Origin of the sequence: Fodinicurvata sediminis DSM 21159 (assembly GCF_000420625.1) — a bacterium.
Taxonomy (GTDB): domain Bacteria; phylum Pseudomonadota; class Alphaproteobacteria; order Kiloniellales; family DSM-21159; genus Fodinicurvata; species Fodinicurvata sediminis.
On sequence record NZ_ATVH01000013.1, the window covers coordinates 527,565 to 539,981 of the forward strand.

Sequence of the window (12,417 nt, forward strand, 5' to 3'; positions counted from 1 at the left end):
GGCCTGGCAAGGAAAACCACCAGGAACAATCAAGCGAAATGGGAACGGGGAAATCGGTTTGACGTTTTATCGACAAATCGCCTAGATAATCGCAAAGCCAACAAGTGGGGTCCTGAAGACATGAGTGATCAGACAGAGTCCGGCGGAACGGGTGCATGGCAGTTCTGGGTCGACCGCGGCGGAACCTTTACCGATATCGTCGCGCGCCGGCCGGACGGAGAGCTGGTCAGCCACAAGCTGCTGTCCGAGAACCCCGAACAGTACGAGGATGCTGCGCTGCACGGGATCCGCACCCTGCTGGGCCTGAAGGCCGGTGAGCGCGTGCCGGCCGATGCGGTCGAGGCGGTGAAGATGGGCACCACGGTGGCCACCAACGCCCTGCTGGAGCGCAAGGGCGATCGCACGGTGCTGGCGATCACACGCGGCTTCCGCGATGCGCTGCGCATCGCCTACCAGAACCGGCCGCACCTCTTCACCCGGCGCATCGAGCTGCCGGAACTGCTCTATGAAGAGGTGGTGGAGGTCGACGAGCGCCTGTTCTCCGATGGGCGCATCGAAACCCCGCTGGATGCCGACAAGGCGCGGCGCGACCTGCAGGCGGCCTATGACAACGGCATCCGTTCGCTGGCCATCGTGCTGATGCACGGCTATCGCTTCAGCGACCACGAGAAGACCCTGGCGCAGATCGGGCGTGAGATCGGCTTCACCCAGATCTCGGTCAGCCACGAGGTCAGCCCGCTGATGAAACTGGTGGGCCGTGGCGACACCACGGTGGTGGATGCCTATCTCTCGCCCATCCTGCGGCGCTACGTCGACCTGATCGCCGGTCAGATGGGCGAAGACGAGTCCGAGAGCGTGCGCCTGATGTTCATGCAGTCCAACGGCGGCCTGACCGATGCGCGCGCCTTTCAGGGCAAGGATTCCATCCTCTCCGGCCCCGCCGGAGGCATTGTGGGTGCTGTGCGTACCGCGGCCATGGGCGGCTTCGAGAAGATCATCACCTTCGACATGGGCGGCACGTCGACCGACGTGGCGCACTATGACGGCGAGTACGAGCGCGCCTTCGAGACCCAGGTGGCCGGCGTGCGCATGCGCGCGCCGATGATGCAGATCCACACCGTGGCCGCCGGCGGCGGCTCGATCCTGCACTTCGACGGATCGCGCTACCGCGTCGGGCCCGATTCGGCCGGCGCCAACCCCGGCCCGGCCTGTTACCGCCGCGGCGGGCCGTTGGCGGTGACTGATGCCAATGTCATGTTGGGCCGCATCCAGCCGGATTTCTTCCCGCGCGTCTTCGGCCCCAATGCCGACGAACCGCTGGATCCGGGTGCGGTGCGCGCGAAGTTCGAGGACATGGCCAAGGACATCCATGACAAGACCGGTGACACGCGGACGCCCGAAGAGGTGGCCGAGGGCTTCCGCCGCATTGCCGTGGAGAATATGGCCAACGCCATCAAGAAGATCTCCATCCAGCGCGGCTATGACGTCAGCGACTATACCCTGAACTGCTTCGGCGGCGCCGGCGGCCAGGCCGCCTGCGACATTGCCGATACCCTGGGCATGACGCGCATCTTCCTGCATCCTTTCGCGGGTGTGCTCTCGGCCTATGGCATGGGCCTGGCCGATGTGCGCGTCATCAAGGAGCAGTCCATCGAGAAGCGCCTGGGCGACAGTCTGGAGGAGGTCGAGCGCGAGCTGAACCGCCTGGCCGGCGAGGCCGAGGCCGAGGTGATCGACCAGGGCATCGAGCCGGCGCAGGTCGAGAAACTGCGCAAGGTGCATCTGCGCTACGAGGGCACCGACAGCCCCATGATCGTGGACTTTGGCCCTCGCGACGCCATCGTCGCCACCTTCGAGGCCGCCTATATCCAGCGCTTCGGCTTCACCATGCCCGAGAAGGCCCACATCGTGGAGGCCGTCTCGGTCGAGGCCATCGGGCACACCGATGCCGCCGAGGACCCGGTGCTGGAGGAAGGCAAGCGGGACAAACCGCTGGAGCCCCTGGCACACAAACCCTTCTACAGCGGTAGCAAGTGGGTCAAGGCCCCGGTCTTTGACCGTGACGCCATGCTGCCCGGCGACAGTGTGGACGGCCCGGCCGTGCTGATCGAGAAGACCTCGACCACGGTGATCGAGGCCGGCTGGCGCGGCAAGCTGACCACCCGCAACCATGTGGTGCTGGAACGCGTGCAGCCGCTGGAACGCGAGCACGCCGTGGGCACCCAGGTGGACCCGGTGATGCTGGAGGTCTTCAACAACCTGTTCATGTCCATTGCCGAGCAGATGGGCTCGACGCTGGAGAAGACCGCCTATTCCGTGAACATAAAGGAGCGCCTGGACTTCTCCTGCGCGCTGTTCACGCCGGCCGGTGACCTGGTGGCCAACGCGCCGCACATGCCGGTGCACCTGGGCTCCATGAGCGAATCCATCCGTGCCGTCATCCGCAACAACGAGGATGCGATCGCACCAGGCGACGTCTATGTGCTGAACGCCCCTTACAACGGCGGCACGCACCTGCCCGACATCACCGTGGTGACGCCGGTCTTCGACGAGGCGGACAAGGAGGTCCTGTTCTATGTGGCCAGCCGCGGGCACCACGCCGACGTCGGCGGGCTGACCCCCGGGTCCATGCCGCCCAACTCCCGCACCGTCGAGGAAGAGGGCGTACTGATCGACAACTTCAAGCTGGTGGACCGCGGGCAGTTCCGCGAACAGGCGCTGCGCGAGCTGCTGGGTTCGGGCAAGTACCCGGCCCGCAACGCGGACCAGAACATCGCCGACCTGCAGGCCCAGATCGCCGCCAACCAGAAGGGCATCGGCGAGCTGCGCCGCATCGTCAAGCAGTTTGGGCTGGACGTGGTGCAGGCCTATATGGGCCATGTGCAGGACAACGCCGAGGAACAGGTGCGTCGCGTGCTGGACCGCCTGGCCGACGGCGAATTCGTCTATCCCATGGACGACGGCAGCCAGATCGCGGTCAAGGTCGCCATCGACAAGCAGGCCCGCAAGGCCCGCATCGACTTCACCGGGACCAGCGAGCAGCAGCCCAGCAACTTCAACGCGCCTGCGGCGGTCTGTCGGGCGGCGGTGCTCTATGTCTTCCGCACCCTGGTGGAGGACGAGATCCCGATGAACGAAGGCTGCCTGAAACCACTGGATATCGTGCTGCCCGAGGGCTGCATGCTGAATCCCGAATATCCGGCGGCCGTGGTGGCCGGCAACGTGGAGACCAGCCAGGCGATCACCGACTGCCTCTATGGGGCCACCCGCACCATGGCCGGGGCCCAGGGCACGATGAACAACCTGACCTTCGGCAACGACCAGTACCAGTACTACGAGACCGTCTGTGGCGGCTCGGGCGCCGGGCCGGACTTCGAGGGCTGTGATGCGGTGCACACCCACATGACCAACTCGCGCCTGACCGATCCCGAGATCCTGGAGTGGCGCTTCCCGGTTCTGCTGGAGTCCTTCGAGGTGCGCCGCGGCTCCGGCGGCAAGGGCAAGTACCGCGGCGGCGACGGCGCGGTCAGGCGCCTGCGCTTCCTGGAGCCCATGACGGCCTCGATCCTGTCCAGTCACCGCAAGGTCCCGAACTTCGGCCTGGAAGGCGGCGAACCCGGCGCACTGGGCCGCAACGCGGTGGTGCGCAAGGACGGCCACGTCGACGAGCTGTCGGGCACCGACCGGGCGGAAATGCAGGCAGGCGATGTCTTCCTGGTGGAAACACCGGGCGGCGGCGGCTACGGCAAGGCGTGAGTCAGGCCTGATCCGGCAGGCGCGCCCGGGAGATGCAGGGGTGCCACCGGTTGCAGGGACAGGCGGTCGACCGCGGTCTACCGCACCATCTTTCCCGTTTCCCCAGGCGGGTTGGCGAAGGGGGCGAAGTCCTGGCGGTCGCGGACCTCGCGGTGGTGGTTGAGCGCCCAGTGGACACTGGGGAAGGCGATTTCGTCCCAGGGAATCTCGCCCCAGTCGAACAGCCCGACCTCCGCCGACTCCGGGCCGCAGGCCACCTTATGGTGCGCCAGGCGGGCGCGGTAGATCAGCTGCACCTGGCTGATGCGCGGGATGCTGTAGACGGCCAGCAGGCGGTCGATTTCCAGTTCCGCGCAGGCCTCCTCGCGCGCTTCGCGCAGGGCGCCTTCCAGCGGTTCCTCCTGCAGCTCCAGGTATCCGGCCGGCAGGGTCCAGTAGCCCTTGCGCGGGTGAATCGCGCGGCGGCAGAGCAGGATGCGCCCCTGCCATTCGGCCACGGAGCCAACGACGATCTTGGGATTCTGGTAGTGGACGAAGCCGCAGTCGCGACAGACCAGGCGCTCGCGGTCGTCGCCCTCGGGCACGCGGTTTTCGAAGTTGCTGTCGACTTCCTGGCTGGTTTCGCTCATGCACAGAGAATGGCGCGGCAAGGGCGCGACGGCAAGAAGCGGGTCGGGGTCAAGGGAGCTGTCGGGCTCAGGCCTTCATGTTGACGAAGCTGCCGCGCCAGGCCGGCTCGCCTGTCTCGCCCTTCTGCTGGGCGGCGGAGATGGTCTTGTCGTTGGGCAGTTCGTTGCTGGAAGTCGGGCCACTCCCCGTGGGCTTGGTTTCGCCAGCGGCGCCGTCGCGCGGCACGCTCTGCCCCACGTCCTGGGGCGAGTCCTTGGGGGCACCGGGGCGACTCATGTCGTCCAGCGCCTTGGTGAAGGAGCCCAGAAGGTTCGATATGCCAGGATTCACTTGCATGGTTGCGAGTTTGCCAGAGAGGATCTTAACAAAGGGTTAAGACGATAAGCGGTTTCCTTGGCTGGCCGCATGGTCTAAAGCAGGCGCCATGACGCAACGCAACTCCAGGCCCCACAGCGGTTCGGCCGGCAAGACCGGTCCCACGTCCCAGGCCAAAGGCACCCCAAAGGCCAAAGGCCCCTCGAAATCCAGTCGGGGAGCACAGTCCAGTCGCGGCGCAGGGTCCAGTCGCGCCAAGCAATCCGCGCAGCCCGCCGACGCGCGCGCGTCGGCCTTGGCGGCGCTGGACGAGGTGCTGCAGAAGGGCCGTCCGCTGGAAGAGGCCCTGGCCGGCCAGCCGGGGTACCGTACCCTGGCCGTACGTGACCGCGCCTTTGCCCGGCGCCTGCTGGCCGGGACGCTGCGGCATCTGGGACAGATCGACGATCTGTTGAGCCGGCTGCTGGAGCGCCCCCTGGGCGTGCGGAACAGGCGGGCCACCAACATCCTGCGGCTGGGTGTCTGTCAGCTGGCTTTCCTGGAAACCCCCGCCCATGCAGCGGTCAGCACGGCGCTCAGCCTGGCCGAGCATCCGCACAGCCGGTCCTTGAAGGGCCTGGTCAACGCCGTGTTGCGGCGCCTGGACCGCGAGAAGGACAGCCTGCTGGCCGAACAGGACGCCGCGCGCCTGAACCTGCCTGCCTGGCTTTGGGACCGGCTTGAAGCCGCCTATGGCGAAGCGGATCTGCGTGCCAGCCTGGCGGTGCAACTGCAGGAGCCGCCGCTGGACCTGACGGTTCGAGAACCGCGCGAGGAGGATGAGCTGGCGCGCAGCCTCGAGGCCCAGGTGCTACCGGTCGGCGGCCTGCGCCTGCCGTCCGGGCGCGGCGAGGTCACGGCCCTGTCGGGCTACGCCGAGGGCCGTTGGTGGGTCCAGGATGCGGCCGCCGCCTTGCCGGCACGTTTGGCAGGAGAGGTGAAGGGACGGCGGGTCTATGACCTCTGTGCCGCGCCGGGGGGCAAGACCTGTCAACTGGCCGCCGGCGGCGGCGAGGTGACGGCTGTGGACCTGTCGGGGCCGCGCCTGAAACGCCTGCAGGAGAACCTGGTTCGCCTTGGCCTGAGGGCCGAGGTGGTGACGGCCGACGTGGCCACATGGGAACCGGCCGAAGCGGCAGACGTGGTCCTGCTGGATGCGCCCTGCAGCTCCACCGGAACGCTGCGCCGCCATCCCGATGTGGCCTGGCTGAAGCGGGAAGAGGACATCCCCGGGCTCTGCGCTCTGCAGGATCGCCTGCTAGCGGCGGCGGCAAAGCTGGTGGCGCCGGGCGGCCTGCTGATCTATGCGATCTGTTCCCTGCTGCCCGAGGAAGGGCCGGAGCGGATTGCGGCCTTTCTTCAGGAGCATGGGGAATTCACGCGCGTGCCGGTGACCGCGGCCGAGGTGGGCGACCGACCGGAACTGCTGACCCAGGCCGGGGAATTGCGCAGCCTGCCCTGTCACCTGGCCGAGCTTGGCGGCCTGGACGGTTTCTATGCCTGTCGCCTAAGACGAAGCTGATACCGGCGGCCGTCAGCGTCTAGGACGTGGTGCCGCATGCCCGTGTCCTGCCTTGTGGAAGCATTGTGTCCTGTGCAAGCGCTTTGACCGGGGCGCGGCTTGCTGATATCACCCAAAGACGCCGGTTCGGTTCCCTGATGCCTTTCCATCCAGCGCGAGGTTCGCTTCCCCCGCATGCAGAAGAACACACGCATCTCTCCCTCCATCCTGTCCGCCGATTTCGCCGCCCTGGGCCAGGAAGTCCGTGCCATTGGCGAGGCCGGTGCCGATTACGTGCACGTGGATGTCATGGATGGGCACTTCGTGCCGAACATCACCATCGGGCCGTCCGTGGTGAAGGCTTTGCGCCCGCACAGTGACTTGCCCTTCGATGTGCATCTGATGATCTCGCCGGTAGACCCCTACGTTCAGGCCTTTGCCGATGCCGGCGCCGACATCATTACGGTGCATCCCGAGGCGGGCCCGCATGTGCATCGCACACTGCAGCTCATCAAGTCGCTGGGCAAGAAGGCCGGCGTGTCCATCAACCCCGGAACGCCGCTGGCGACGGTCAAGCCATTGATGGAGGAGGTGGATCTGATCCTGGTGATGAGCGTGAACCCCGGCTTCGGCGGGCAGTCCTTCATTCCGGAAAGCCTGCGCAAGCTGGAGTCCCTGCGCCGCATGATCGATGACAGCGGCCGCGACATCGACCTGGAGGTGGACGGCGGCATCAACCTGGAGACCGCCCCGCAGGCGGTTGCCGCAGGTGCCGACGTGCTGGTGGCTGGAACCGCCACCTTCAAGGGCGGGCCGCAGGCCTATGCCGAGAACATCCGCGCTCTGCGCGGACCCGCCGGATGACGGAGTCTGCGGTGGCCGGCGAGACAGCGCCCGCACCGCCCGCTGACAGGGATGAGCGCCATGCCGGCCGCAGTGTGGCTGGACGCAAGCCGCCGCTGGGATTGCGCCTGCGGGCGCTTGGAGCCCTGCCGCGCCGCCTGCTTTGGCAAAGGCTTGCCTATCGCCTGAAGGCCCCCTGGTACCGCAGCCCGCTCTACGGTGTCTTTCTGCCCCGTCTCGAGAACGCTACGCCGCTCAACCTGCCTCCCGACCCCTGGCCCGGGGAGGCCGAGCGCGGACGCGCGCTGGCCGACATGGTCTTCACCTTCGCCGGCCAGACCCTGGAGAACCCCAAGCCGGTCTGGAACCCGCCCGAAGCTTCGCAGGCCTGGCGCGAGGAATTGCACAGCTTTTCCTGGTTGCGCGACCTGCGCGCCTGCAACGGCGATCCGGCCCGCCGGCGGGCCCGTGCCCTGACGGCGGAGTGGATGGAGCTGCACCGCCGCTGGTCGCCCCTGGCCTGGGATCCCCTGGTGACCGGGCGGCGCCTGTCGCACTGGCTGGGCCAGTACGATTTCTTCGCCGCCTCGGCCGAGATCGACTTTCGCCAAAGGCTACTGGAGTCGGCGGCGCGTCAGGCCGCCCACCTGGCCGCGATCCTGCCGGCGGGCATGACGGGGTCGGACCTGATCGTGGCGTTGCGCGGGCTGGCCACCGCCGGTGCCTGCCTGCCCGACGGGCGGCCCTGGCTGAAGCGTGCCCTGACACTGCTGGCGCGTGAACTGACGGTCCAGGTGCTGGCCGACGGCGGACATTGCGAGCGCTCTCCCGGGCGGCACCTGGCGGTACTGCGCGACCTGGTGGACATCAAGGCGACGCTGCATGCCGCGGGCGAACCGCTGCCCGACGAGCTGCAGCTGGCCATCGAGAGCATGGGGCCGCTGATGCGCCTTCTGCAGCATGGCGATGGCGGACTGGCCCTGTTCAATGGCTCCACCGCCGAGGAAGGCTTCAAGGTGGACATGGTGCTCCGCCGCGCCGATGCCCGCCGCCGGCCGCTTGCCTCTGCGCCCCAGACCGGCTTCCAGCGCATGCAGGCGGGACGTACACTTGTCCTGCTGGACTGCGGTTCGCCGGCACCGGCGGGCCTGGACCGTGCGGCGCATGCCGGGACCCTGAGCTTCGAGATGAGCGTCGGGCGCGAGCGCCTGATCGTCAATTGCGGAACGCCGGGCCGCCAGACCGGAGGCGAGGCCCTGCACCAGGCCTTACGCGTGACCGCGGCGCATTCCACCCTGACGTTGGCGGAGACCAACTCCTCGCTGCTGTCCGAAGGGCGGGCCTTCTGGCAGATGGGACTGGTGGCCCGGGCCGAGAACGTGACCTGTCGCCGCGACGAGGAAGAGGGCGCAATCCTGCTGGAAACCCAGCATGATGGCTATGCCGGGCGCCTGGACGCGCTGCACCGGCGCATGCTCTACCTGGCCTCCAATGGCGAGGACCTGCGCGGCGAGGACCGCGTGGAACCGGCGGGCGCGGAGCCCTTCGACCGGCCCCTGGACTTTGCCGTACGCTTTCATCTGCACCCAAGCGTACAGGCGGCACTGGTACAGACGGGACAGGCGGTCCTGCTGCGCCTGCCCAAGGCAGGGGGCTGGCGCTTGCGCTGCAGCGGCGCCCAGGTGGCCCTGGAGGACTCGGTCTATTTTGGTGACGGCCAGCCACGGCGCAGCCAGCAGGTCGTGCTCCATGGCCGCTGCGGCCAGAGCGGTGCCCGGGTCAAATGGGCTCTGCAGCGTGAGACGCCAGCAGCCAAGCCGGGGCGCCGCAACTGATTTTTTTGCCGCAGGGGAGGACAAAACCCTCGGTCTTGCTTACAAAAGGGAAGAATGCCGAATATCCGAACCCCGGAGTACCCCATGTCCGATCCGACAGCGACCACAGAGCCCAGCGAAGCCGAGAGCCCAGCACCCGTGAAGGTGCGCCGCGCGCTTCTGTCCCTTTACGACAAGACCGGCCTGGTCAGCTTTGCCCGCTCGCTGGCGGCCCGCGATGTGGAGCTGTTGTCCACTGGCGGTTCGGCCAAGGCCATTCGCGAGGCCGGCATCCCGGTTACGGACGTCAGTGACTATACCGGCTTTCCCGAAATCCTGGACGGCCGGGTGAAGACCCTGCATCCCAAGATCCATGGCGGCCTGCTGGGCCGGCGCGATCTGGACAGCCATCGCAAGGCCATGGAGGAGCATGAGATCGGGCCCATCGACCTGCTGGCCGTCAATCTCTATCCCTTCCGCGAAACCGTGGCTTCGGGGGCAGGACGCGCGGACTGTGTCGAGAAGATTGATATCGGCGGGCCGGCCATGCTGCGCGCCGCGGCCAAGAATCATGACTTCGTGGCCGTCCTGACAGACCCCGAGGATTACGACCAGGTGGTGGCGCAGATGGATGCCGGCGGCGTGCAGCCTGACCTGCTGCGCAGTCTGGCAGCCAAGGCCTTCGCGCATACGGCCTCGTACGATTCTGCCGTGGCCGCCTGGATGAACGCGGATCAGGAGGTAGCCTTTCCGCCTTCGCTGGTCCTGGCGGGTGAGCTGGGCGAGACGCTCCGCTATGGAGAGAACCCGCACCAGCAGGCCGCCTTCTACAGCAGCGGCAGGCAGCGTCCGGGCGTGGCCACGGCCCAGCAGCTACAGGGCAAGGCGCTCAGCTACAACAACTACAACGACACCGATGCGGCCTTCGAACTGGTGGCCGAGTTCGACGACCCGGCGGTCGCCATCATCAAGCACGCCAACCCCTGCGGCGTCGCCGAGGGCGATAGCCTGAAGGCGGCCTACGCGCGGGCGTTGGCCTGCGACCCTGTCAGTGCCTTTGGCGGCATCATCGCCGTCAATCGGCCCCTGGACGGCGAAACGGCCCAGGAGATCACCAAGCTGTTCGCCGAAGTGGTGATCGCGCCGGAGGCCGAGGAGGTGGCGCGCGAGGTCCTGGCCGAGAAGAAGAACCTGCGCCTGTTGCTGACCGGGACACTGCCCGATCCGGCCGAGCCTGGGCTGTCCGTCAAGTCGTTGTCGGGCGGTTACCTGGTCCAGGACCGGGACAGCGGCTGCGTTGGTGCCGATGACCTGGAGACCGTCACGAAACGCAAACCCGAACCACGCGAGCTGGCTGACATGCTGTTTGCCTTCCGGGTGGCCAAGCACGTGAAGTCCAACGCCATCGTCTACGCCCGCGACCGAGCCACGATCGGCATCGGGGCGGGCCAGATGAGCCGCGTGGACTCCAGCCGGATTGCCGCCAGCAAGGCGAAGGACGCCTTCGGCGATACGGGCGCCAAGGGGGCTGTGGTGGCCTCGGACGCTTTCTTTCCCTTCGCCGACGGCCTGCTGGCCGCCGTCGAGGCGGGTGCCACCGCCGTGATCCAGCCCGGCGGCTCCAAGCGCGACAAGGAGGTCATCGCCGCCGCCGACGAAGCCGGCATCGCCATGGTCTTCACCGGAATGCGTCACTTCCGGCATTGACTGTGCAGTCGGCGCGAACTGTGCTGTGGAACAGCCGGGGCGAGCCTATACAGCGATGATCGACTTCGTGCACTGGTCCGCTCCGGACGTGACGGCGGAAAGACAATATTCCAGCCCTGAAAATATCACAGCGCGCTTTCACCAGTTGGGGTGACGGCGATAGAGCGTCGCGATAACGTTTTTCCGTTGGCCTCTGACAGAGCGTAGCTCTCTTCTTTGTCGTGAAGCGGGCCTCTGCCGAATTTCAGGAAGGATCAGAGCAATGACGGTAAGACTCATTCTTGGAGCAGCCACAGCGATTGCGGTCATGAGCGGTGGTGCGTTGCTGCAGACTGTCGCCGAGTTCCCGATTACCCCTGCACAGGCTCAGGGTGCTGGCGGTGGCGCCGACGGTGGTGGAGCCGGTGGCGGCGGAGCTGGCGGTTCAGGTGGCCCCGGTGACGCTGGCGGTGCTGCCTCAGGCAATGCCGGGGCCGCTTCAGGCAATTCCGGTTCTGCTGCTTCTGCTTCGGCTGGCGCCGATGCGGCCGATGCAAGCAGCCAGGGTCAAGCTACATCTGCTGCTGCCACGAGCAGCGAAACCACGGGTCTGGGCACGGCAACGAGTGTCGTGGGGACCACACCGGCAGAAGATGACGCCGAGGAAGGACTGAATACTGCAGTCGCCGCCTCTTCGGAAGAAGATGACGATGCGGATGACGGTGAAGATGATGACGGCGATGACAGCGACGGTGACGAAGCCGGTGAGGATGGTGAAGAGAGCTGAGCCGGTTACCTCAGCCGTCGCTTCGCCTTGAATTTGAAGAACTTTGCGCATGGCCTGACCCCCGGTATGATTGCATATCACGACCGGGGGTCAGGCTTTTTGACGCGGGGTCATTCCTTCCCGCTTGAGGGGGTAAGCTTGTTTGCGGCGCTTTACCCACCAAACCCATAGAGCCTGGCCGGATTATCAACCAGTATTCGCTTGCGGATCGCCTCGTCTGGCACCCATTTGGCAAACTCGTCAACGAGGCTGCCATCATCCGGTATGGGCGTTGACAGCTTGACATGTGGCCAGTCTGTCCCGAACAGGAGCTGATTGGGGTTGGCCTCCACGAGTGGGTCCACCAAGGGTTTGACGTCATCGAAGGGTGGCGTCTGCCTGGCACTGATACGGTTTGGCCCGATGATCTTGACCCAGGCCCGCGATTCCCGCACCAGTGAGACGAGATCGCGGAAGGCTGGCAATTCCGCACCCAGACTGACCGGGAAATGGCCGATGTGATCGACCACGAAGGGAACAGGCAGCGCCTCAACACGCTGGGCAAAGTCCGGCAGTTTCGACAGGTCCACGAGGAATTGTACATGCCATCCCAGGGGTGCGATGCGATTTACCAGATCGGTGAGGACCTCGAAATCAACCCCGCCACCGTAGACGAGATTGATCCGGATACCGCGCACGCCAACGCGATGCATCTCGTCAAGTTCGGCGTCCGTGACGCTGCTGTCCACCACAGCAATTCCACGAAAGCTGTCGTCTCCCGTCGGCCCCTTCTTTTTCAGGCATTCCATCATGAAGCGATTGTTGGTGCCGTAGACGCTTGGCTGGACAAGAACGGCACGTGCGAAACCAAGATGCTGCAGGAGTCTTTCATAGCGCTCTAGCGGTGCATGGGACGGCCTGTATTCGCTTCCCGGCGCCAGCGGTGTGCCACCTTCGGGGTCAAAGACATGGGCGTGGCTGTCGCAAGCATGCTTTGGAAGTTGGGTTGCAGGCTTGCTTGGTTCGGCCACGGGACCGGGGGTTACGGGAATCGCATCACTCATCGT

At 66.3% G+C, this 12,417-nt stretch carries 9 protein-coding genes; 6 read left to right on the plus strand and 3 right to left on the minus strand.

Features of this window, described 5'->3' with window-relative positions; all coding sequences use genetic code 11:
- Positions 1 to 120 precede the first annotated feature (120 nt).
- The gene (locus G502_RS0107560) at positions 121 to 3,756 is read left to right on the plus strand and encodes a hydantoinase B/oxoprolinase family protein (protein ID WP_022728059.1); all 3,636 of its coding nucleotides are present in this window, start codon (positions 121 to 123) and stop codon (positions 3,754 to 3,756) included.
- 77 nt (positions 3,757 to 3,833) lie between these two features.
- Here the strand turns inward: G502_RS0107560 and G502_RS0107565 are convergent, their stop codons facing one another.
- Positions 3,834 to 4,385, minus strand: coding sequence for an NUDIX hydrolase (locus G502_RS0107565; protein ID WP_022728060.1), 552 nt, complete (start codon positions 4,383 to 4,385; stop codon positions 3,834 to 3,836).
- A gap of 67 nt (positions 4,386 to 4,452) precedes the next feature.
- Complete coding sequence (locus tag G502_RS0107570) at positions 4,453 to 4,722, minus strand: hypothetical protein (RefSeq protein WP_022728061.1); 270 nt, start codon at positions 4,720 to 4,722, stop codon at positions 4,453 to 4,455.
- Positions 4,723 to 4,810: 88 nt separating this feature from the next.
- Between G502_RS0107570 and rsmB the strand changes: the two genes are divergently transcribed.
- From rsmB to G502_RS22235, 5 genes are all read left to right on the plus strand, one after another.
- Entirely contained in the window at positions 4,811 to 6,262 is a 1,452-nt protein-coding gene (gene rsmB / locus G502_RS0107575; protein ID WP_022728062.1) for a 16S rRNA (cytosine(967)-C(5))-methyltransferase RsmB, read from the plus strand.
- A 174-nt stretch (positions 6,263 to 6,436) separates the two neighbouring features.
- The gene (gene rpe, locus G502_RS0107580) at positions 6,437 to 7,105 is read left to right on the plus strand and encodes a ribulose-phosphate 3-epimerase (protein WP_022728063.1); all 669 of its coding nucleotides are present in this window, start codon (positions 6,437 to 6,439) and stop codon (positions 7,103 to 7,105) included.
- Positions 7,102 to 8,919 (plus strand): heparinase II/III family protein, encoded by a 1,818-nt coding sequence (locus G502_RS19215; RefSeq protein ID WP_022728064.1) that lies wholly within the window; start codon positions 7,102 to 7,104, stop codon positions 8,917 to 8,919. The genes rpe and G502_RS19215 overlap by 4 nt, the downstream gene beginning before the upstream one ends.
- Positions 8,920 to 9,003: 84 nt before the next feature.
- The gene (gene purH / locus G502_RS0107590; protein ID WP_022728065.1) at positions 9,004 to 10,605 is read left to right on the plus strand and encodes a bifunctional phosphoribosylaminoimidazolecarboxamide formyltransferase/IMP cyclohydrolase; all 1,602 of its coding nucleotides are present in this window, start codon (positions 9,004 to 9,006) and stop codon (positions 10,603 to 10,605) included.
- Between the two features lie 262 nt (positions 10,606 to 10,867).
- Complete coding sequence (locus G502_RS22235; protein WP_022728066.1) at positions 10,868 to 11,371, plus strand: hypothetical protein; 504 nt, start codon at positions 10,868 to 10,870, stop codon at positions 11,369 to 11,371.
- A gap of 152 nt (positions 11,372 to 11,523) precedes the next feature.
- Here the strand turns inward: G502_RS22235 and G502_RS0107600 are convergent, their stop codons facing one another.
- Complete coding sequence (locus tag G502_RS0107600) at positions 11,524 to 12,414, minus strand: amidohydrolase family protein (protein ID WP_022728067.1); 891 nt, start codon at positions 12,412 to 12,414, stop codon at positions 11,524 to 11,526.
- Positions 12,415 to 12,417: the final 3 nt, after the last annotated feature.